This is a genomic window from Frigoriflavimonas asaccharolytica, from assembly GCF_013294015.1.
GTDB classification, from domain to species: Bacteria; Bacteroidota; Bacteroidia; order Flavobacteriales; family Weeksellaceae; genus Frigoriflavimonas; species Frigoriflavimonas asaccharolytica.
On the sequence record NZ_JABSNO010000013.1, the window covers coordinates 62,794 to 84,915 of the forward strand.

Annotated in this window: 17 protein-coding genes and 1 tRNA gene; 6 read left to right on the forward strand and 12 right to left on the reverse strand. The window is 32.0% G+C overall.

Annotated features, from left to right (window positions below; translation table 11 throughout):
* The first annotated feature begins 8 nt into the window (after nucleotides 1–8).
* On the forward strand, nucleotides 9–1,181 hold the full coding sequence (locus HNQ03_RS09720; protein ID WP_173779478.1) for a M20/M25/M40 family metallo-hydrolase: 1,173 nt from the start codon (nucleotides 9–11) through the stop codon (nucleotides 1,179–1,181).
* Between the two features lie 75 nt (nucleotides 1,182–1,256).
* Here the strand turns inward: HNQ03_RS09720 and HNQ03_RS09725 are convergent, their stop codons facing one another.
* Nucleotides 1,257–1,946: a DedA family protein gene (locus tag HNQ03_RS09725; RefSeq protein ID WP_173779479.1), complete on the reverse strand. Its 690-nt coding sequence runs from the start codon at nucleotides 1,944–1,946 to the stop codon at nucleotides 1,257–1,259.
* Between the two features lie 173 nt (nucleotides 1,947–2,119).
* Between HNQ03_RS09725 and fsa the strand changes: the two genes are divergently transcribed.
* Nucleotides 2,120–2,773: a fructose-6-phosphate aldolase gene (fsa, locus tag HNQ03_RS09730; protein WP_173779480.1), complete on the forward strand. Its 654-nt coding sequence runs from the start codon at nucleotides 2,120–2,122 to the stop codon at nucleotides 2,771–2,773.
* A gap of 95 nt (nucleotides 2,774–2,868) precedes the next feature.
* Here the strand turns inward: fsa and HNQ03_RS09735 are convergent, their stop codons facing one another.
* The 5 genes from HNQ03_RS09735 to HNQ03_RS09755 form a co-directional block, all read right to left on the reverse strand.
* Nucleotides 2,869–4,665 carry a M56 family metallopeptidase gene (locus HNQ03_RS09735; protein ID WP_173779481.1) on the reverse strand — a complete coding sequence of 599 codons (1,797 nt, stop codon included), beginning with the start codon at nucleotides 4,663–4,665 and terminating at the stop codon, nucleotides 2,869–2,871.
* Nucleotides 4,665–5,033: a BlaI/MecI/CopY family transcriptional regulator gene (locus HNQ03_RS09740; protein WP_173779482.1), complete on the reverse strand. Its 369-nt coding sequence runs from the start codon at nucleotides 5,031–5,033 to the stop codon at nucleotides 4,665–4,667. The genes HNQ03_RS09735 and HNQ03_RS09740 overlap by 1 nt, the downstream gene beginning before the upstream one ends.
* Nucleotides 5,034–5,214: 181 nt before the next feature.
* Nucleotides 5,215–6,078, reverse strand: coding sequence for a GLPGLI family protein (locus HNQ03_RS09745; protein WP_173779483.1), 864 nt, complete (start codon nucleotides 6,076–6,078; stop codon nucleotides 5,215–5,217).
* 20 nt (nucleotides 6,079–6,098) lie between these two features.
* Entirely contained in the window at nucleotides 6,099–7,004 is a 906-nt protein-coding gene (locus HNQ03_RS09750) for a GLPGLI family protein (RefSeq protein ID WP_173779484.1), read from the reverse strand.
* Between the two features lie 19 nt (nucleotides 7,005–7,023).
* Nucleotides 7,024–7,905: a GLPGLI family protein gene (locus HNQ03_RS09755; RefSeq protein WP_173779485.1), complete on the reverse strand. Its 882-nt coding sequence runs from the start codon at nucleotides 7,903–7,905 to the stop codon at nucleotides 7,024–7,026.
* A gap of 141 nt (nucleotides 7,906–8,046) precedes the next feature.
* Between HNQ03_RS09755 and HNQ03_RS09760 the strand changes: the two genes are divergently transcribed.
* Nucleotides 8,047–8,721 (forward strand): YceI family protein, encoded by a 675-nt coding sequence (locus HNQ03_RS09760; RefSeq protein ID WP_173779486.1) that lies wholly within the window; start codon nucleotides 8,047–8,049, stop codon nucleotides 8,719–8,721.
* 152 nt (nucleotides 8,722–8,873) lie between these two features.
* Here HNQ03_RS09760 and HNQ03_RS09765 read toward each other — a convergent pair.
* The 6 genes from HNQ03_RS09765 to ccsA form a co-directional block, all read right to left on the reverse strand.
* Nucleotides 8,874–8,947: transfer RNA gene (locus tag HNQ03_RS09765), tRNA-Ala, on the reverse strand.
* A gap of 44 nt (nucleotides 8,948–8,991) precedes the next feature.
* Complete coding sequence (locus tag HNQ03_RS09770) at nucleotides 8,992–9,504, reverse strand: GNAT family N-acetyltransferase (RefSeq protein ID WP_173779487.1); 513 nt, start codon at nucleotides 9,502–9,504, stop codon at nucleotides 8,992–8,994.
* Between the two features lie 72 nt (nucleotides 9,505–9,576).
* Nucleotides 9,577–9,828, reverse strand: coding sequence for a putative signal transducing protein (locus HNQ03_RS09775; RefSeq protein ID WP_173779488.1), 252 nt, complete (start codon nucleotides 9,826–9,828; stop codon nucleotides 9,577–9,579).
* A gap of 54 nt (nucleotides 9,829–9,882) precedes the next feature.
* Entirely contained in the window at nucleotides 9,883–11,217 is a 1,335-nt protein-coding gene (lat, locus tag HNQ03_RS09780; RefSeq protein ID WP_173779489.1) for an L-lysine 6-transaminase, read from the reverse strand.
* Nucleotides 11,218–11,338: 121 nt separating this feature from the next.
* Nucleotides 11,339–12,889 carry an L-piperidine-6-carboxylate dehydrogenase gene (gene amaB, locus HNQ03_RS09785; RefSeq protein ID WP_173779490.1) on the reverse strand — a complete coding sequence of 517 codons (1,551 nt, stop codon included), beginning with the start codon at nucleotides 12,887–12,889 and terminating at the stop codon, nucleotides 11,339–11,341.
* Between the two features lie 157 nt (nucleotides 12,890–13,046).
* Entirely contained in the window at nucleotides 13,047–16,448 is a 3,402-nt protein-coding gene (gene ccsA / locus HNQ03_RS09790) for a cytochrome c biogenesis protein (RefSeq protein WP_173779491.1), read from the reverse strand.
* A 374-nt stretch (nucleotides 16,449–16,822) separates the two neighbouring features.
* On the opposite strand from ccsA, the gene HNQ03_RS09795 reads away from it, so the two are divergent.
* The 3 genes from HNQ03_RS09795 to HNQ03_RS09805 all read left to right on the forward strand — a co-directional run bounded on the left by HNQ03_RS09795 (nucleotide 16,823) and on the right by HNQ03_RS09805 (nucleotide 21,561).
* Nucleotides 16,823–19,282 carry an FtsK/SpoIIIE family DNA translocase gene (locus HNQ03_RS09795; RefSeq protein WP_173779492.1) on the forward strand — a complete coding sequence of 820 codons (2,460 nt, stop codon included), beginning with the start codon at nucleotides 16,823–16,825 and terminating at the stop codon, nucleotides 19,280–19,282.
* A gap of 104 nt (nucleotides 19,283–19,386) precedes the next feature.
* The gene (locus HNQ03_RS09800) at nucleotides 19,387–20,034 is read left to right on the forward strand and encodes a LolA family protein (RefSeq protein ID WP_173779493.1); all 648 of its coding nucleotides are present in this window, start codon (nucleotides 19,387–19,389) and stop codon (nucleotides 20,032–20,034) included.
* 69 nt (nucleotides 20,035–20,103) lie between these two features.
* Nucleotides 20,104–21,561, forward strand: a complete 1,458-nt coding sequence (locus HNQ03_RS09805) for an LptF/LptG family permease (protein WP_173779494.1) — start codon at nucleotides 20,104–20,106, stop codon at nucleotides 21,559–21,561.
* Nucleotides 21,562–22,122 lie beyond the last annotated feature (561 nt).

Genomic DNA, 22,122 nt, shown 5'->3' on the forward strand with positions numbered 1-22,122 from the left:
AACTTCCAATGAAAAAAATACTTCTATTTGTCGGTATAATCTCTTTTCAATCTATATTTTCTCAAAGTTTTATTCCCGCTTACCAAAGTAGAGTAAACAGTATTACACAATCTAATATAAATTCTCATCTTACAGAATTTTCTTCTTATGGTGTGAAAACAACTGGAAGCACCAACAATACAAACGCATTGGCTTGGCTAAAAACAAAATATGTTTCGTTTGGATATGCAGCTTCACAAATTGTAGAAGATCCTTTTACAGTGGGAACTACTAATTCAAAAAATTTAGTGGTTACAAAAATTGGATCGCTCTACCCAAATACTTTTGTAATAATTTGCGGTCATTTTGATACCATTGCAGGTCCTGGAGTAAATGACAATGGAAGCGGAATTTCTATAATTCTAGAAGCAGCGAGAATTTTGAAAGATGTGCCAACAGAATATTCTATTAAATTTATCAATTTTTCTGGTGAAGAGCAAGGCTTGAATGGTAGCCAACATTATGTAAATAACATCGTAAATGCGAGCACACCAAAAATGGATATTCGTTTGGTATTTAATATAGATCAAGTTGGTGGAAAAGCAGGACAAATAAATAATACCATCGTTTGCGAAAGAGATGAAAGTACACCAACTACAAATAATGCGGCATCTGCTACCATTACTCAAGAATTGGCAAATTGTACATCACTCTACTCTACTCTTCTTACCACGATTGGACCAGCATATTCTTCAGATTATATTCCATTTGAAAACAATAATGAAGTTATCACTGGTTTCTACGAATCAAACGTCAGCAGTTTTCCACATACTGCAAATGATACTTATACGAATATGGATCCTGTTTTCGTTTTCAATGTTGCCAAAGCGGCACTTGGAGCTCTACAACACTTTGCTGTGGCTTCTACAACTATATTGGCTACGAATGAAACAGGAAATGATTTTGATAACGATGCAGTTAGAATTTTTCCAAATCCTACGAAAGACTTCATTAATATAGAAATTAAAAACCGGAACATTATTACATATAATTTTGTACTAACAGATGCGGCAGGAAGAATGATTCTACAAAGTAAAAATGAAAGTAAAATAGATGTTTCTTCCTTTGCAACCGGAACTTATTTTGGGACTTTTACAAGTGGAGAAATAAAACTGACTAAGAAAATTATTATTTCTAAATAATATTTCTATTGCATAGGTTTTAAATTAATCAAAAAAAAAGGTAAATTTTTCAATTTACCTTTTTTTTATGTTTTGTTAATGAATATCTTCTTCAAAATTATCTACTTCATGTTTGCTAAAAACAAACTTTAAAATCAATGGTAAAGTAGTAACCAATACGATGATAATGATAATCATTTCTAAATGCGATTTCAAATCTATACCAAATTGCTTAGAAAAAAGTTCATTCAAATAATGTCCTGCGAAAATTAAAGAGAAAGACCAAAGAATACCACCAATAACATTGTCTTTCAAAAATTTTGCTCTATCCATATCAACTATACCAGCAACGATTGGCATAAAAGTTCTTACAATAGGTAAAAATCTCGCCATTATAACGGCCATAGAACCATGTTTTAAGAAAAATTTCTGTGCTTGAAAAAGGTATTTTTTCTTAAAAAAGAAAGTGTCTTGTTTTTTGTACAAAGATGGTCCGGCTTTTCTTCCAAACCAATATCCAACTGCATTTCCCAAGATAGCAGCAACAGAAACACAACCTGCAAGCAAAGTAGTATCCAAAAGATCCGAACCACTTCCGCCAAATGTAGTCGTCATGATATCTACAGCGTAAATACCAGAAACAAAAAGCAAACTATCTCCCGGCAAGAAAAAACCAACGAAAAGTCCTGTTTCTGCGAAAATAATGAATAAAATTACCCAAAATCCACCCATTTTTATATAAAATTCAGGATTTAATAAATCTTTCCAGCTTTCAAATTGCTCCATTAGGTTTTATTATTTTCACAAAAATAGCGTATTTAATTAATTAAAAAAAGTCTGTTGAATAGCTTTAACAAACTTTAATACTATTAAAATAAAGAATTTTCGATAAGAATAAATTAATAATAAATAAAATTCAAAATCAAAATTCTTACCTTTGCACAACCAAAAAAATAATTATGAAATTTTTTATCGATACTGCAAATTTAGACCAGATTAGAGAAGCTCAAGATCTTGGGATTTTGGACGGTGTAACTACAAATCCATCGCTTATGGCGAAAGAGGGAATCGCAGGGAAGGATGCTATTAATGCGCATTACAAAACCATTTGCGAAATTGTAGACGGAGATATTTCTGCGGAAGTACTTTCTACAACCTACGAAGAAATGATCGCAGAAGGAGACGAATTGGCAAAAATTCACCCTAATATTGTAGTGAAAATTCCTATGATAAAAGATGGAATAAAAGCTTTAAAATATTTTGCAGACAAAGGAATTAAAACAAATTGTACTTTAATATTTTCTGCAGGACAAGCGTTACTTGCTGCAAAAGCAGGTGCAAATTATGTATCGCCATTTTTGGGTAGATTAGATGATATTTCTGTAGACGGAATGAATTTAATAGAAGAAATAAGATTGATATTTGACAATTATATGTATGATTGTGAGATACTTGCAGCCTCTATTCGTTCACCGATGCACATTATCAATTGTGCAAAAGTAGGTGCAGATGTGGTAACTTCTCCTCTATCTTCCATATTAAATTTATTGAATCATCCATTAACGGATAAAGGTTTGGCGCAGTTTGTAGCTGATGCCGAGAAGATGAAGTAAATTGAGAACAAGAGATAATAGACTGATAGATAATAGATTAAAAATCCTGAAAATTAAATTTCAGGATTTTTTTTGGCTAATTATTTCAAAAAATTTTACCTTTTTGTAGTAATTCTTACTTCGTTTTTTTCTTCGCCATTATGCTTGTTGCGTTTGATGTTGACAGTTTTTATTTTTTTAGGATTTAATGCTTTGGCAGTTTTCTCATCAGAAAGTTTGCCGTTGATGTAAACATCTGCATTTTTTAAATTTTTATCATTTACAATCGTTTCGTTTTCAGTTGAATCTTCATCTGTAATATAGCTAGATGACGCTGAATAAATAACGTCATTATTTTTTAAAAATTGCTGACTGTTTGCAGATACTATTGTTTTAAATGGTGCATTTTTTAAACCCTGCTTTTCAACATCTAAATTTCCAGATTTGGATTCTATGTAAATTTTACCATTACCATCAATTTTTTCTACAGTAACAGATTTGATGTCATTAGGATTTATATTTTTAAATTTTGCAGAACTAATCTCAATGTTATCTAAATAATATTTTGGATTTTTTAGTTTAGCTTCATTATCAATTCTTATTTTGTCAGATATCAATTTTAGTTTAGTAATATCAGCTTCATTATTTGCTTTATAAACTTTATCATTTTCAAGTTTAGTATTGTGCTGTACAATCATAGAATCTAATTGTGCATGTACTGCATTTGATTTTGAATGTCTATATTCTGCTAAATTTTGTTCAGAAGCTACAGCAAGTTGGTTAGTTTTGGCAAGATAATCTTCAGTATTTATTAATTGTGTTGAAACTTGGTACCTTTCACCTTTCTTCTTGCCAGCAATTGACTTTTCTCTTACATCTTTCAATACTGATTTTAGATTTTTCAGCGTTGCAGGGTCTAATGATTCCATAACTTTTCTTTGTTCCGGATCTAATTTTACCAAAATTTCTTGATATAAAGTTTCTGCATTTACAGTATCGTTTTTAATCTTTGAAATCTGATTTTCTTGAGAAATAATATCTTTTCTTATCTCCCTATTCTCCGCTTTCACCATATAAGCGAAAACTAAACAGAACAAGAGTGGCAAAGCGAATACTTTGCGGAAATAACTGAATTTTGTGTTGGATTTTTTTAACATCGTGATTCTTTTTTTAAGGTTAGAATTTAGGAACGGACTGGTTGCTGGCAAAACGTTTCCAGAAAAATGAGCTTCCAAAAGCATCTGCGCAAACGCTTTGGTATCAGAATTTTTCAAGGCTTTTTTGTCCGCCAAATACTCGTGGATCAGGTTGATTTCTTTTTTTATTAAATAAAATATTGGATTAAACCAAAATAATGCAGTGATGATTTCTATACATAATTTATCAATAGAATGTTTTTGTTCTATGTGCACCATCTCGTGTTTTAGAATTTGTTTGCCCAAATCTGATTGCAACAAAATGCTATCTTTCCAAAATAGATTTTTGAAAAAAGAGAACGGTGCATTTTCTAAATTCGTCATAAAAAAAGAAATTCCTTCAAAGTTCTCTTCAGGAAACTCTCGTTTAAGTTGATGTATTTTTAATAATGCTAAAGAAAATTTAGCTATAAAAAAGACAGAAAGAACTGCAACAGCTCCAAGAATAATTGTAAAAATAGAGATATCATTTGTCGTAGTATTTGAAGGTGAATTGTTTTGAAAAAATGCTACTATTTGATAAAAATTTTCATTAAGTTTTATCGTGAAATAATTAACTTTCAGCAGAGGCAAAACCAAACTTATGGCTAAAGTGCCAAGTAAATAAAACCGATTGTAATGATGAAATGTTTTGTCTTTCAAGAAGATGCTATAGTATAAAAACATTACCGCAGAACACAAAACCACTTTCCCGAAGTAGAAAATTAGCGTTTCCATTAGTCTTTAGATTTAAGTTCGTTTAATAATAATTCTAAATCTTCTATGCTCATTTCGTTTCTATCTACTAAAAACGAAACTGCATTTTTGTAAGATCCATCAAAATAATTGTTGATGATTTTGCTGATGGATTTCCCGCTGTATTGATCTTTAGAAATCAGGGCAAAATATTCATGCTGTCTACCGAAAATTTTAAAATCAACAAAATCTTTGTCTTTCAGTACCTTTAAAATTGTAGAAACAGTATTGGTATGCGGTTTTGGTTCTGGGAAAAGTTCTAAAATATCTTTAAGAAATGCCTTTTTCAGATTCCACAAATATTGCATTACTTGCTCTTCGGCTTTGGTTAAACTTGGTATCTTTTTCATAACTATTAATCTAGTGATACAAATATAGAAATAATCTTTGATATATAACTATTTTTGTAGGGATAAAATGAAAATAATTGATGAATGTTGATTGATAATAGATATATAATTCTATATCAAATTATTAAACGAAAAAATCCTGAAAAGAAATTCAGGATTTTGATTTTTTTAAAAAATAATTTTATTTTAAATTTTCCAATTCGATGATATTATTAATCTTTGCATTGGCTTTTTTTTGCGCTTCCTCTTCTTCTCGCATTATTTTATTTAGATCCATTTCTTTGCCATTTTCATCCGTCATCTTAATAACTGAACCTCCAGAACTCATAGATCTCATAGAACTTACAGGATTTACAAGATAATTTTGGAATGTTTTTTTGTATCTTTTATAATCCATTGCAATGTTATTTGAAGAAGCAAATGCAGAATTTTGTTTTTTTAGTTCGTAATCTTTCGGTAGCGTTTTCACGCCTTTCAATTCAAAAACATGAGATTGATTAGAACTTTCGATTTTCACAATCAATCCGGGCAAACCATGAAATTTATATGGACCATCTGGAAAAGGCAATTCCGTAGAAAACCAGGCAATCCACTTTCTACCGTACATTGAAGTAGTAGCTTTCTGCGCCAAAAATTTACCTATTTTTTTGGTTTCATTTTCAATTTTCCATATCATCTTTCTGTCGTCAGAAATTTCGTATATGCTTCCACCAAGTGTATTGATGAGGATGGTTTCATACTTCGGGTATTGTTTTTCTACAATTAATTTTACGGTTCCTTTTTGTTCAATCCCTGAGATATTTATATTCATATTATTGCCACGAATTTGTTTTTGAAACTCTGCATTCATCAAAGAATCTGAATAGGCAACGTCTTCGCTATAAAATCTTGACCCTTTTTTCGTGATGTCTAACACCATTCTTTCGGAATCTGTTTTATCCATTTGCAAGGAATCTCTGGTAAATGTAAAATCGTAGGTAAACCGATAATTTTGTCCACTAATGGAAATTCCCAATAATAGAAATATGCTTATAATAGTTTTCATAATGTAAATATTGTTAAAACTTATTTTAATAAATCTAATTCCAGTAGATTATTATTTTTCTTGTTTGCTTCTTTAGCTTTTGCGTCCATTTCGTTCATCATTTTGTTGGGATCCAACACTTTTCCATTTTGATCTTTCATTACAAAAGAACTACTCACAAAGGTAGAACCATTGCTTGTACTTCCCATTCCTGATGACATTTGCCTCATACCTTTGCTAGGATTTTCTCTATTTTCTAAGTAAGCTTTCTTAAATTTGTTGTAATCTAAAGTAATTGTACTGCCGCTAAACATTTCATTATCTTGCGTAAAAGCAAAATCTTTTGGAAGTATTTTCACGCCTTGCAATTCTATGATGTGAGATTTTGTTTCGTCTTCTATCTTCACAATTAAACCTGGTAAGCCATGAAATTTATATGGACCATCCTGAAAAGGAAGTTCTGTGGAAAACCAAGCAGTCCATCTTCTACCATACATTTCTGTTGTTGCTTTTTGTGCATTAAATTTTCCAACCATCATTTTTTCTGGTTGTATTTTCCAAATAATGTTTCGAGCATCTGTTACTTTGTAAGTATTCATGCCCATTTTTTCATTACTAGAAATTGCAAAATTTGGGTAGCTCTTATTAACAACAGATTTTATCGTAGCTTTAGATGAAGTAGATATGGATTTAAATGAAATATTTGAACCATTGGTTGCCATTTTCAATTGTTTGCTCATTTCCGCTTGCATGGTAGAATCTCTCTCGTAGATTCCGTAACTATAATATCTGGAACCATTGGGAGTTATATCTAAAGTCATAGCTTCGGATATTGGTTTGTCTTGTTCCAAAGAATCTTTTACAAAGGTATAATCGTACACAAAACGATGATTTTGCGCTGACAATAAAGTGACTAAAAATAGCAAAATTGCTGATAAAAATTTCATATACTAATTTTTTAAGGTGTTACTTTTTCAAAAGATCTAATTCAATCAAATTATTATTTTTAGCATTTCTCTCCGCTGCCATTTTTTCGATATTTTTTATCATCGTGCCCGTAGAAATACTAGAACCATTGGCATCTTTCATACCCGTCATCATTCCACTAGAAAACATTTGCTTCATACTTTTAGCAGGATCACTTCTATCTTCTTTAAACAATTTTTTGTACTGTTGTTCATTTATTTCTACGGCTTTTGAAGTGCGATTAAACTCGGATGGTTCGGCAGAAACATTATTAAATTTAGAAATTCCTTTTAATTCAAACACATGCGTTTTGGAGGCATCTTCCATTTTCACAATTAAACCAGGAAGTCCGTGGAATTTATATGGTCCATCTTGAAAAGGAAGTTTTGTAGTAAACCAAGCAGTCCATTTTCTACCAAACATTTCTGTTGTTGCTTTTTGAGCGTCAAACTCTCCAATTTTCTCTTTTTCTGCTAGAACTTCCCAAACTATTGGTCTATTGTCAGCAACTTTAAAGAGATCACGGCCCAATCTCGTTTCCAGAAAAATATTGTAGTTTGGGTATTCCTTAAAAATCTTATTCTTAAAATTAGCTTTGTTGGATTGTGGTTTTGAAATCACATTCATAGCTCCCGTAGCTTTAATTTGCTTTTCAAAATCTGCCATCATGATTGAATCTTGCAAAAAAACATCGCGACTGTAAAATTTTGAACCATCTTTTGTAATATCCAAAAACATTTGTTCTGTACCAATTTCAGATTTATTTAGAGAATCTTGCACGAAAGTATATTCATAAATAAAACGTTGATTTTGTGCAAACAAAGAAATACCGAGTAACAAAAATGAAAGGACAAGAAAAATTGTTGATGTGCTTTTTTTCATATGTTAAAGCTTTTAATTGTATAACTATTTGTTTAGTGAAACAAATATAACGTAATTTTTTAATTCTAAGCTAAATAAATTTGATGGCATTATTTAAAAAACTATTTTTACGACTTAATTTTAATTATAAATAATTATTCTATGAAAAAGATTACAATTTTAGCACTTTCCGCATTTTTATTTACGGTTTCTTGCAAAGAATCAAAAACCGATGATGCAACAACTACAACAGAGCAATCTGTTGCAGAAAGTAAAGGTGAAATGTATACGATAAACACAGACAGCAGTAGTGTAAACTGGAAAGCATACCATAAAGGAGGATTGAACCCAAGATTTGGAATCACAAAAACAACGGGAACTCTTTCTGTAGAAAACGGAAATCTTACTTCTGGAAGTTTAATATCTGATATCAATTCTTTGACTACGGATCCGAAATCTGTAGATCCAAAAGCAAGTGAAGGAAAAACTTCTGCTGATCTTGATGGTCACTTGAAAAATGCAGATTTCTTTGATGTTGCAAAATATCCTACAGTGAAGTTTGAAATAACTAAAGTAGAAGATCTAGCTGCAGGAACATCTTCTAAAACGGAAGGTGCTAACAAAACAGTGAGTGGAAATTTGACAATAAAAGACAAAACAGTGAATGTAACTTTCCCAGCAAAAGTTGAAATTACTGGAAATGAAGTGAAAATGTGGTCTAAATTTACCATCAACAGACAAGATTGGGGATTAGCATACGGAGCAGAAGGAGATGTGAAAGATTGGGCAATTTCTCAAGAAGTAGATCTTGATATGAATATTGTAGCTACAAAATAATTTACAACACTATTTATAAATTTGAAGCCACATTTATTTGTGGCTTTTTTTGTTGTGTTATTTGGCAACGAACACAAAATTTCTTTTTAAAAATCAATTTATCCTTAAATTTCTGGCAAAAAAAATCACAAATTTATTTAAATTTGTGATTGTGGAGGATATCGGGATCGAACCGACCACCTCAACACTGCCAGTGTTGCGCTCTAGCCAGATGAGCTAATCCCCCATTTTTATTCTGCAATAATAATCTTTTTTTATTAACTTTTAAAATTAATTATTTAAAATTTTCTCAAAGGCTTTTCTCTCTGAATGATTCATAAGCACTATACCGCAATAGGTATAATTTAATTGCTCGCAGATTTTTAGCATTCCTAAGTTATCATATTTTGTATCTAATCGCAAACTTTTAATCTTATTTTCTTTCGCATAGTTTTCTGCTGCTCGTATTATTTTTTTCGCAAAACCTTGACCTAAAAATTTTTCTGAAACTGCTAATCTATGTAGAACCAAATAATCTCCGTCTTGCAGCCATTTCCCATCTATCAAATCGTAAGCGGGTTCATCATTTTTGCTGATGGCGCAATAGGAAATAATTTCTTCATCAGTTTTGAACACAAAACCTTTTCCTACTTCAATATCATTTTCTACTACTTCAAGATTGGGATAGCCATTTTGCCATTGATCACTTCCTTCAATTTTTCTCCTTTCAATTGCATCTTTTAAAATCTCCCAGATTTTTGCAGCGTCTTCAATTTTGGCAATTTCAAAAAATTCGTTTTTCATTTTAAAATTTTACATAAAAATTGGGATTTAATAATATTAAATCCCAATAATTTTAAGTTAACAGTAGCAAAATTAATTTGCTTGAGTACTGTTTAAATCTAAATCTGATTCTTTCAAAAATGCATCAATTATTTCAAAAGCTTGCTTTTCATCTGTCAAATTCACTTGCAGTTTTAATGTAGCTGCAGTTGGCGTGCTCATAAAAGACATGTAACTATTTTGCATGAAGTTACTAATATTCGCGTCTTCTAATTTAGATTTTATCAATTGTATTTCTGCAGGATTTTCACTTTCGAAAACCACTACTCTAGTTTCTCTTTCCATTTTAATATTTATTTTGAATAGACAATATACTTTAAATATTTTTAAGAAACAAATTTATTTAGTTGAAAGAGCGTTGTCAATTTTATCAATCGCCAATTGTATCTCTTCCTTTGTCACATTCAAATGCGGACGAACCCTTACAGATTGAGCGCCACAAATTAATGCAAGCAAACCATCATCATATAATTCTTGCGCAAGATCATCTCTTTGTTTTGTATCTGGCATATCAAATGCGCACATCAAACCTTTTCCTCTTGCATTGGAAACTAGATTTGGATATTTTTGCGATAATTCTACTAGTTTTTCTAATAAATAATCTCCTACAACTCTGGCATTTTCTACCAGATTTTCTGATTCTATAACTTCCATGATGAGTTTTAATCTCATTACATCTATAAAATTGCCACCAAATGTAGAATTTATTCTAGAGCTTTCTTTAAAAACATTGTGTGGTACTTGATCAAATTTCTCTTTGTTTGCCAAAACTCCACAAACCTGCGCTTTTTTACCAAATGAAATAATATCCGGTTTCACACTGAAATGTTCATAAGCCCACATTTTACCCGTTAATCCCATTCCAGATTGCACTTCATCAAAAATTAAAAGTACTTCATTTTGGTCGCATAATTTTCTTAATTCAACCATAAATTCATCTCGGAAATGATTATCACCACCTTCTGCTTGTATCGGTTCTATAATGATACAAGCTACTTCATTTGGATGCGTTAGAATTGCTTCTTCTATATTTAATAGTGCCAATCTTTCTTGCTGCATTGTAATTTCCAAATTTTCATCCGTCACAGGGAAATACATCTTTGGGTTTACAATTCTTGGCCAATCAAATTTAGGGAAATACATGTATTTTCTAGGATCGGTAGTATTTGTCAAGCTGATGGTATATCCTGTTCTACCGTGAAAGGCTTGTTGGAAATGGATACAAATTCCAGCTTCTTTATCAATTCCTTTTTCTAAATTTTTTCTCGTTTTCCAATCGAAGCAAGCTTTCATGGCATTTTCTACTCCTAGAGCTCCACCAGAAACGAAGAACGCGTATTGTAGATGTTCTGGGATTACTACTCTTTCAAAAACTTCCATAAAATCTGCATATTCTTGAGAATATACATCTGCTAAAGTTGGTTTATTAATGGCCATTTTGCCCAACCATTCGGTGTTTGCAACCAAATGCGGGTGGTTATAACCAATGGAAGCCGAGGCAAACATGGAAAACATATCCAAAAATTCTTTGCCTGTATTTCTATCATGAATCCAAGATCCGTGAGATTTTTCGAAATCCATTACGAAATCAAATCCGTCTGCTAATATATGTTTGGAAAGGGTTTCTTTTACTTTATTGCTGTGCTTTTCTATTGTTTCTATTGCGTCGTTCATATTTATAAATGATTGTTGATTAATGATAATTGATGTTTGATAATAGGCAGATAGATGATAGACGTGAATATTAGAAATTAAAAAATCTATTCTCTATTCGTCTATTTTCTTCAAAACTATTTTACAAATCAAATTTAATTCCTTGTGCTAATGGCAAACTATCGGTATAATTGATGGTATTTGTTTGTCTTCTCATGTAATACTTCCAAACATCAGAACCAGATTCTCTACCTCCTCCAGTTTCTTTTTCGCCACCGAAAGCGCCTCCAATTTCTGCACCAGAAGTTCCAATGTTTACGTTGGCAATTCCACAATCAGATCCTGCTTGAGAAAGAAATAATTCTGCTTCTCGCAAATTATTAGTCATTATTGCTGAGCTTAAACCTTGTGGCACATCATTTTGAGTAGCAATTGCATCTTCTAGGTTTTTATATTTCATCACATATAAAATAGGTGCAAAAGTTTCGTGTTGCACAACTTTGTAGCTATTTTCTACTTCTGCAATACATGGTTTTATGTAGCAACCAGATTCAAAACCTTGGCCCTCTAAAACTCCACCTTCTACGATGAATTTCCCACCTTGTTGTTTACAATTTTCTATTGAATTAAGATATTGCGAAACCGCATCTTTATCAATTAATGGTCCGACATGATTATTCTCGTCTAGAGGATTTCCAATTTTTAGTTGTGAATATGCGCTTTTGAGTCTTTCTACAACAGTATCATAAACATCTTCATGGATGATTAATCTTCTTGTAGAAGTACATCTTTGTCCAGCAGTACCTACAGCGCCGAAAACAGCACCGATAATGGTCATATCTATATCTGCATCTTTAGAAATAATAATGGCATTATTTCCACCTAATTCCAAAATACTTTTTCCGAAACGTTCTGCAACATTTCTACCTACCATTCTACCTACTTTTGTAGAACCAGTGAAAGAAACAAGCGCAATATTTTTATCATCTACCAACTTCTGCCCTACTTCGTGATTTCCAACAATCATACTGGAAATTCCAGATGGCATATCATTTTCTTTTAAAACTTCATTAATAATATTTTGACATGCAATTCCACACAAACCTACTTTTTCAGATGGTTTCCATACGGTTACATTACCGCATATCCAAGCTAGCGCTGTATTCCAAGCCCAAACTGCTACTGGAAAATTAAAAGCAGAAATAACTCCTACAATTCCTAAAGGATGATATTGCTCGTACATACGATGTCCTGGTCTTTCAGAATGCATGGTATAACCGTGAAGTTGGCGAGAAAGTCCAACTGCAAAATCGCATATATCTATCATTTCTTGCACTTCTCCAAGACCTTCTTGCAAAGATTTTCCCATTTCGTAGGATACCAATTTACCAAGATCATCTTTATATTCTCTTAATTTTAAACCAAACTGACGCACCAATTCTCCCCTTTTTGGTGCCGGAATCATACGAAATTCTTTGAAAGCAGATTTTGCCTCCGCAATACATTTTTCGTAATCTTCTACGGAACCCATTTGGATTTTTGCTATTAGACTACCATTTGTTGGTGAGTAAGAATCTATGGTTTCTCCGCTTGCAAAGTAATCTGCGCCTGTAGAAACACCTTTATTTTCCGATAGTAAACCTAGATTTTCTAAAGATTTCTGTATACCAAAATCATTTGAATTGTTTGTCATAAATTATTTTTTGAATGTTGTGGAAAGTTAGGAAAATTTGATAAGATTAGAAAATATTTTATAAATGATATTTAAAAAAGACTATCAGCCAGGCTTGAATTCAATAAAAAAACCTTCCAACAAAAGTTGAAAGGTTTATGTTAAATATAAAATAAATTTATTTCTGCAATTTTTTAAATTTATAAAAAGCTGCGGCAGAAAGCGTTATCATAAAAGCCAAACCAAGATAAACCCAATATGGGATTGGAACTGGATCTCCTGCTGCGTAGGAATGCAAGCCAGAAAGATAATAATTTACGCCAAAATACGTCATTACCATAGAACAAAATGCAAACATCGCGGCAGTGTGAAATGCCCATCTACCACGCAAACCTGGTACCAGTCTCATGTGTAGAACAAATGCATATACCATTATAGAAATAAATGCCCAAGTTTCTTTTGGATCCCAACTCCAATATCTTCCCCAAGATTCATTTGCCCAAATACCACCCAAGAAATTACCTACAGTCAAAGTGAAAATACCTATCGTTAAAGACATTTCCGAAACGATGGTCAGTTCTTTTAATGTGCTATCATTATGAGATTTGAAATGATGTTTTTTTGCAATAATATAAAATATCAAAGTGATGACAGCGATAACCATAGACAATGCAAAGAAACCATAACTAGAAACAATAATTGCCACGTGAACAATTAACCAATATGATTTTAAAACGGGAACTAATGGAGTAATTTGTTGATCTAAAGCAGAACCTCCGTGTGCAAATCCCATCATGATAACGGCTACCATAAATCCTGCAGCAGGAATTAAAGCATTATTACCTACTTTTCTCTTTTTTAATAAATTTGAATTTTCTGCCAATTCTTCTTTTGTAAATGTTGGTTTCCCAAAACCAAAATAAAACATCAATCCAGCGGATATTCCGATCCAACTAATAAATATTATTGCTTCATATCCATTGCTCCAAGGTGCATGACCAGAAATATACCATCTTGCTACCAATCCTAAAAAATGAGCTGCATAACCAACGATTCCTGTATAAATTAAGATTTTAATGCTTTTTTGTACTAATTTTGAAGGTCTAAATAATTCTACAAATCCTAAAATCATCAATAAACTAGCAATTATCGTGTAAAAAATCAATAGTTTGAAATTGATATTCACTCTATTCATAAATACTTCTACCTTCACTTTTGTTTCAGAAGGTACCACGTTTTTTCCCCAAGTTTGCTGAAAGGCAGACAATTTCTTCAATTCTGCATCAGCTTTAGACCAATCTCCTGTATTCTGAGCATCAATAATGCTTACGAAATATGGTCCCATTACTTCTTGCGAAGCCATATCTGGTTCGAAATTTTGATCCATCCAAGAATGCCAAGTGTTATTAGGTTCATTTTTCACGGGAACAATTTTTAAAAACTGACCTCCAAAGAAACCATTAAAAACTTGTACTCGATCATTTACGGTAATGACTTCCTTATCATAATTGCTTTGCTCTGCTGGTTTTTTTCTAAAAGCAATATTGTAATCATCTTCCAAAACATATTTAATATTTCCCGTAGTAGGATCTACTGGAAAAAGATCCATCAATGTTGTATAACCATCATCGTTGGCTTTTGTTTTATTTTTTAGATCATCACCACCTTTTGTACCAACTTTTATGAGTGGAACCATTGTCCAACTTTCTGTATCTGTGTTGATGGAAAGGAACCATTGCTCTGCTGTTAAAGCTTCAGGTTGATCTTTTAACCCAAGCATCACTTTCACTTTATCAATAAATGTTGGCTCTTCGGAAGGCTTAAATGTATCTCTTCTGTACAATTTTCTTAATACATCTAATGCTTGAGTGTTTATTGGTACAATTCTACCTTCATAATTTTGAACTAAAAGATTCCCAAATTTATGTGCGTGCTCTTTGGATATTTTATTTTTTGCAATTATCTCGTTTGGAGAGATGCGTCGAATTTTATTTAAAGGTCTTGCTACAGTTTCCTGCGTATTTGATTGTGTATTTGTTTGCCCATTTTGAGCAGACATTTGCTGCACTTCTTCTGCGCTATGATTGTGCCCATCTTCTGTACCGTGCATATCAATATTTTGCGCATTCAAGCCAAAACTGAAGAGCAACAATAGCATCATCATCCCTTTTTTCAAGTTTACTTTTTTTAGATTATTATTTAGATCCCAGAAATGAGAACCTTTCCAAAAGAATATGATAAACAAGCCTAAGAATAGAAAAGTGTACCCAATGTATGTAATAATTGTACCCCACCAATCGTGGTTTACAGAAAGTACAGTTCCCAATCTATCTGGATCATAACTGGATTGGAAAAATCTAAAACCGCCATGATTCAATACATTGTTCATATATATTTTGTAAGGTGTTTCTTTACCATTTTCAATTATTTTCACGTGACTTTCATAGGCACTTGGCGATGTGGAACCAGGGTAAGTTTCCATCACAAAATCATCTAATTTTATAGAAAAAGGTGTTTTATAAATTTTTGGACCAAAACCAAGCATAATATTTAATCCATCTAATTTAATTTGTTTGTATGCGTTTGGATTCCCTTTTTCTACAGAAAGTTCTACATTTTGTGTGGTTTTTGGACCTTTCACAGCAACTGTTAAAACATCTGGTACATTTTGATCTTTCTTTTTGTCCCCTTCAAATGCCTTTAATTTTCCAGTTTGTAAGCCGATTGGTACTACCAATTTCAAATCATTCACGCTGTACAAGCTTCGCAAAACCAACGGTTGATATTCATCTTTAATTGTCGTTCCTTTTGCTTGAGTTGCCATCGTCATATATTCCGCATTCACAGGCGTTTTTATGTATAATTGACCATTTCTTTTTTCAAATTCTACGGCTCCATCAATTTTTCTATCAAAAGAAACCAACATTCCGTTTACAGATTTTGATTCACCAGATTTAATATAGATGTTTTTTCTTCCTGTATCTGCTGTAGAAACAATGTGTAAATATTCTGTACCCGTATTTCCGACTATCAAAGAATCTTTTTTTCTTTGTACATAATCGATTTGCCTTACAGAAATCTTAGAATCATTGTACATGTAGTTTGCGGAAAATTTATGCGGAATTATCTTCGCGATCCATGGCTTATCTGATGCTAAAATATAAGGTGCATCTTTATATTTAAGAACATCTCCCTTGTTTTCTATCTGTATTTTGAAGAAATTTTTGTCTGTAATTATTTCATTAGATGTTTTGCCTTCACGAATAGGCATTATTCCTTCATAGCTGATGTATCTTGTAACCGCACCACCAATAAAAATCAATACAAACGAAAGGTGAAACATCAAAACAGGCCATTTTTCTCGGCGTAAAAGTCTGTATCTACCAATATTACCAATGAAATTGATGATTAAAAGTATCATGATCAATTCAAACCATTTTGCTTCATAGATTAAAGCTTTTGCAGTTGGCGTACCATAATCATTTTCTACAAACGTTGCATACGCCATAGAAAATGCATACAACAAAAGTAGAACTGCAGTTGTTCTGGTATTAATGATAATATTCTGAAGCTTTTTCATATCTAAATATTTGTATTTTCTTTTTATAAATTTTCTAGCATTTACTATTTATTCAAACCAGATTTTAAATCTTATATTCATAAGAAAAAATAAATCAATTGCAAAAATAAGCAGGATAAAACGAAATTGAGAATGATTGCAAAACTATTTTAAGAAAAATAAATATTAAAATTAACACTTAAATTCTTCAAATTCATTAGTGTTTATAGGCTTTTTCTACTGTGTTCATATCTACAAATAGAGTTGATATGATAATATTCAGTTAGTAAATTCATTGCGATATATACCCATTTCACATTTTATTGTTTAATTTATTTACATCAACTATGAGTTCAATTTTAATAAAAAATACTAAATTTGCGACGATAGAAATTATGGAAAAAAACACAAAAACAAACACAGGAAAACCATTAGAAACCACTAAAAGATTAAGCAAACCAAGAATATTCTTTGGAATTCTTTGCATAGTATTTTCTTTAGTGATGACAATCTCATTTATATCCTACCTTCTCAATTGGAAATCCGACCAAAGCCAGGCGGGAACCATGATGGATACTACCATAGAATCTTCTAATATTTTTGGAAAAGTTGGAGATTGGTTGGGTAAATTATTCATCTTTGATAGTTTGGGCGTTGCCGCATTTCTGGTTGCCTTTCTATTCTTAGTTTTAGGAACTTTTATACTAAAAAAGAAATATTTCAAGCCGTATAAAACTATTGGTCATGCCTTATTTTTCATTTGTTGGCTGCCAATTTTTATAGCAGCTATATTTAAGGCGCAAGGCACTTTAAGTGGTGTTTATGGATACCAAATCGTAGATTTTCTAGACTCGATTATTGGCGTATTTGGTCTTTGGCTCTTAATTATCGTTTCTATCGGGCTGTATTTTATTTTAGAATTTAATCTTCGCCCAAGTGCCATACAACATCGTTATAACACGTTGAAAGATATAGCCTTTAGCAAATTTAATAAAAAAGAAAATTCTTCAGAAGATTTTGAAGCAGATGTAGCATTAGAAAAAATCCAAGAAGACGGAAATGAAATCGAGAAAACAATACCAGCAAAAAAAGAGACTATCAGCGTTTCTGGAATGCCCGTTGTTCCTGTTAGCAATACTTTAGATATAATTTCTACTCCACACAAAACTTCTACAGAACAAACAGAAAAGTTGAATAGCGGAGATCAGATTTCTTTAAGTGTAGATGCGCCAAAACCAATTGTTAAAACCGAGGAAGATATTTCTTTTAAGGTAGAAATTGCTCCCGTTGTAGATGAACTAGATGAGCATGACCAAAAATCTCAAAAATTGGTGAGTGAATTTGGATTGTTTGATCACAAATTAGACCTCGCAAAATTTCAGTTTCCTCCATTATCTTTATTAGCAAGTCATGGAAACGAAGAAATTTCTGTAAACCAGGAAGAACTTGAGGAAAACAAAAATAAAATTGTAGGTCTTTTAAAAAATTTCAACGTAGGAATTTCTGAAATAAAAGCGACCATTGGACCAACCGTTACTTTATACGAAATAGTACCAGAAGCTGGAATTAGAGTTTCTGCGATAAAAAAATTGCAAGATGACATTGCGCTAAATTTATCTGCATTAGGAATAAGAATCATCGCTCCAATGCCGGGAAAAGGAACTATTGGAATTGAAGTTCCACGGAAAAACCCAACGATGGTTTCTATGAAAAGCGTGCTTTCTTCTCAAAAATTTCAGAATACAGATATGGAATTGCCGGTGGTTTTTGGGAAAACAATTTCCAACGAAATTTTCATGGCAGATCTTGCCAAAATGCCACACCTTTTGATGGCTGGTGCAACAGGACAAGGTAAATCTGTAGGTATAAACGCAATTCTTACTTCCCTACTCTACAAAAAACATCCAAGCGAATTGAAATTTGTAATGGTAGATCCGAAAAAAGTGGAATTGACGCTTTATTCTAAAATTGAAAGACATTATCTAGCAAAATTACCAGATTCCGAAGATGCGATCATTACGGATACCAACAAGGTAATCAATACTTTAAATTCTTTGTGTGTAGAAATGGATCAACGGTATGAATTGCTGAAAAACGCATTCTGTAGAACCATAAAAGAATACAACAAAAAATTTAGCGAAAGAAAACTTAATCCAGAAAATGGACATCGATATTTGCCTTATATCGTATTGGTTGTAGATGAATTTGCAGATTTAATAATGACCGCTGGAAAAGAAGTGGAACATCCAATTGCAAGATTGGCGCAATTGGCAAGAGCAGTTGGAATTCACTTGATAGTAGCAACACAAAGACCATCTGTAAACGTAATTACAGGTATGATAAAAGCGAATTTCCCAGCTAGAGCAGCATTTCGTGTAATTTCTAGTGTAGATTCTCGTACGATTTTGGATTCTCCTGGAGCAGATCAATTAATAGGAAAAGGAGATATGCTTTACTTCAATGGAAATGAAATCATCCGTTTGCAATGTGCTTTTGTAGATACACCAGAAGTGGAAAAAATTGTAGATTTTATCGGTTCTCAAAAAGGCTACGCTTCTGCATTTGAATTGCCAGAAGTAGAAACTACGGAAAGTTCTAGCTCTGTAGGAGGTTTTGATCCGAATGAAAAAGATGCACTCTTTGAAGATGCAGCAAGAATAGTGGTTTCCACACAACAAGGTTCTACATCTATGTTGCAACGTCAATTAAAGCTAGGCTACAACAGAGCAGGAAGAATAATGGATCAACTGGAAGCTACCGGAATTGTAGGAAGCTTTAATGGTTCTAAAGCGAGAGAAGTGCAGATAATGGATTTGAATTCTTTGGAAACCTTCCTAAATGAGCTCAAAAATTAAACTTTAAGATTCTTTAATATTTCTTGGAACGTTTTTTGAAAAGACCAAGACGATTCATTAATAAAGAAAAAATAATACAAAATTCTTTATTCAAAAATAAAAAAATGCAAAAAATAATAAGCAAAGTAATTTTAAGTTCATTAATTGTAGGATCTATAGGATTTGCAAATGCACAAAAAATTGATAAAAAATCTAAAGACATCATTGATGCCGTTACTGCAAATTATAATTCCAAAAAGAATTCTTATTTCAAATTTTCTTTCGGCTCTGGTACCAATGGAAAAGTGACAAAAACGGAACCAGGTATTTTTTATTCGTCGGGAGATCAATACAAATTGAAAATAATGGGAACGGAGCAGATATTTGATGGCAACAAAATCTACAACATCATCGAAGAAGATATGGAAGTTACCATTGCAAAACCTAATGGAAGCGAGGCAATGTTTTCACCAATTAATTATTTAACTTCTTACCGTAAAGATTTCAACGTGAATTACGTGAAAAAAATGGAGGTAAATGGTGTAAACTCTGATCTTATAAAATTAACGCCAGTGAAGAAAAACGGTCTAGATTACGTTTATCTTTTTATAGATAGCGCGAGTAAACAAATGGTGAAAATGGAACAACATGGCACCAACAAAGATGTTTCTGTAATTGCGGTAAAAGAGTATAAAGAAAATCAAACCTTAAGCGCGGATATGTTTAAATTTGATAAGAATAAATACAAAGATTACATCATCACAGAACTTTAGGAAAAAATAATTTTAATAAAATTAAAAGTCACAAGGCAATTCTTTGTGGCTTTTTCTTACTTTTGAGGCATGATTAAAATTTTAGATAAATACATCATAAAATCTTTCTTCGGACCGTTCTTTTTTATCTTCAGCGTTTTGTTTTTTATATTTATAGTAAACATCGTTTGGATACAATTGGGCCAGTTCATGGGGAAAGGACTTACGTATTGGGAAATTTTTAAATTGCTATTCTATTTTGGTGTCAATGTGGTGAATTTGGTAATGCCACTTACCATACTACTCTCTTCTATCATGACCTTTGGAGATTTGGGCGAGAAATACGAACTCGCAGCAATGAAAGCAGCCGGAATCTCACTTACAAGAGTTATGATGCCTTTGTTTATTGTTACATTTCTTATTTCCGTACTGTTATTTTTCTTTTCTAATAATATAGTACCAGATTTTCAGCGGAAGGCAAAAAATATGCTGTACAATATAGCACTCACAAAACCTGCGCTCAATTTCACACCTGGGCAATTTATAGATCAAGTTCCGCAATTTTTAATAAAATTTGATGAAATATCTGGCGAAAATGGAGAAAACGTAACCGGTGTATTTTTGCACAAGAAGGCAAATGCTTACGAAGATCAACAATCTATATTAGCTAAAAACGGAAAATTTGTACCTACAAAAAATCAAAATTATTTAAAATTATTACTTTTTGACGGCTATATTTTTGATGAAAATATTGCCAACAAAGAGTATAGTGAAAGAGCAAAACAACCAGATCAAGCTATAAAATTTGATACACTTTCATCTCTTATAGATATCAGCGAAATAATAAAGGGTGAATTAGATAAACAGAAAATAACCGACGATTACCGATTTAAATCTTATCCAGAAATAAATATTGCGATTGATACGTTAAGAATAAAAAATGAAAATACATTTGATGGTTTGAGTAGAGATTTGGTATCGCAAACCAATCCTTTTGTAAATGTAATAGCAAATACACCACCTACAAAACAAAAACTTGCACCACAATATCTATTTGATACTCTGAAACAGGATAAAAAACTAGAAGCACTCTATTCTGCATACAACAGGTTAGAATCCGTAAAACTTTCTACCAATAGTAGAGAAGATGTCATCAATCCTGTAGTGAAATTTTATACACAAATTGTGATGTATCAGCAGAGAATCATCTCTTATTCTTTCACCTGTCTTATATTTTTTATGATAGGTGCAAGTCTAGGTTCCATTATACGTAAAGGTGGAATTGGTTTGCCGGTTGTAATAGCAATTATTATCTTTATTATTTTCTATGTGATGAATCTTACGATAGAAAATCTAGCTTGGGAAGGAAAATTGAATCCATATCTTGCAGCGTGGCTACCCAATATTATTCTGTTTCCATTTGGTGTTTGGCTTACGTATAAAGCATTGACGGACTCTCAACTCTTTGACGTAGAAAAATATAAAGCCCTCTTCAAACCATTAATTGCAAAATTCAGCAAAAAGAAAGAGCATGGTAGATATCAATAAAGAAGATCATTGACAAGGGATTGGAAATTGATATTTGTAGAATTTTCAGCTCCTATAAAATTCAAAATAAATTTTTGGCCAAAACCAAGCTCTCTTAAATTGCTTTAAAAGAGCTTAGTTTTTGTGTTGTATTTTAAAAAACTTAAAAATTTTATTGTTGTACAAAGGTTACCGATGTTATGCATTCGGACTTTTATTTTTTAATTTTTGTTAATTTAATACTGTCTTTTGAGTTTCTAAATCCATATAAGTATTCATTTCTGATTTTGTATTTTATAGAGTCTGTTGTTTAGCAAATTATATTCTCTTTTCTGCTAAACTTTCCTTCGATAAAACTTGTCGATGAACCTCGATTTGTACTTTCACTTATGCTAAAAGTATTATCAAGTTTAAAATGTGTTATATTAAAAACTGTATCTCTTATATTGAAATTCCAGCTTTCATATCTCAAATTCTGATGTCTTTCTATAATACCCTTGAAAAACTGGACCACTATTTAAGTTGAAATTATTAACTTTAAATAGTCGGAAAAAACATGAGAAAAACGAGAAGAAAATTTGA

Bases quoted from the DNA above. Each gene is read 5' to 3' on its own strand.
- HNQ03_RS09720 (WP_173779478.1), top strand. From the start codon at position 9: ATGAAAAAAATACTTCTATTTGTCGGTATAATCTCTTTTCAATCTATA.
- HNQ03_RS09725 (WP_173779479.1), bottom strand. From the start codon at position 1,946: ATGGAGCAATTTGAAAGCTGGAAAGATTTATTAAATCCTGAATTTTAT.
- fsa (WP_173779480.1), top strand. From the start codon at position 2,120: ATGAAATTTTTTATCGATACTGCAAATTTAGACCAGATTAGAGAAGCT.
- HNQ03_RS09735 (WP_173779481.1), bottom strand. From the start codon at position 4,665: ATGGAAACGCTAATTTTCTACTTCGGGAAAGTGGTTTTGTGTTCTGCG.
- HNQ03_RS09740 (WP_173779482.1), bottom strand. From the start codon at position 5,033: ATGAAAAAGATACCAAGTTTAACCAAAGCCGAAGAGCAAGTAATGCAA.
- HNQ03_RS09745 (WP_173779483.1), bottom strand. From the start codon at position 6,078: ATGAAAACTATTATAAGCATATTTCTATTATTGGGAATTTCCATTAGT.
- HNQ03_RS09750 (WP_173779484.1), bottom strand. From the start codon at position 7,004: ATGAAATTTTTATCAGCAATTTTGCTATTTTTAGTCACTTTATTGTCA.
- HNQ03_RS09755 (WP_173779485.1), bottom strand. From the start codon at position 7,905: ATGAAAAAAAGCACATCAACAATTTTTCTTGTCCTTTCATTTTTGTTA.
- HNQ03_RS09760 (WP_173779486.1), top strand. From the start codon at position 8,047: ATGAAAAAGATTACAATTTTAGCACTTTCCGCATTTTTATTTACGGTT.
- HNQ03_RS09770 (WP_173779487.1), bottom strand. From the start codon at position 9,504: ATGAAAAACGAATTTTTTGAAATTGCCAAAATTGAAGACGCTGCAAAA.
- HNQ03_RS09775 (WP_173779488.1), bottom strand. From the start codon at position 9,828: ATGGAAAGAGAAACTAGAGTAGTGGTTTTCGAAAGTGAAAATCCTGCA.
- lat (WP_173779489.1), bottom strand. From the start codon at position 11,217: ATGAACGACGCAATAGAAACAATAGAAAAGCACAGCAATAAAGTAAAA.
- amaB (WP_173779490.1), bottom strand. From the start codon at position 12,889: ATGACAAACAATTCAAATGATTTTGGTATACAGAAATCTTTAGAAAAT.
- ccsA (WP_173779491.1), bottom strand. From the start codon at position 16,448: ATGAAAAAGCTTCAGAATATTATCATTAATACCAGAACAACTGCAGTT.
- HNQ03_RS09795 (WP_173779492.1), top strand. From the start codon at position 16,823: ATGGAAAAAAACACAAAAACAAACACAGGAAAACCATTAGAAACCACT.
- HNQ03_RS09800 (WP_173779493.1), top strand. From the start codon at position 19,387: ATGCAAAAAATAATAAGCAAAGTAATTTTAAGTTCATTAATTGTAGGA.
- HNQ03_RS09805 (WP_173779494.1), top strand. From the start codon at position 20,104: ATGATTAAAATTTTAGATAAATACATCATAAAATCTTTCTTCGGACCG.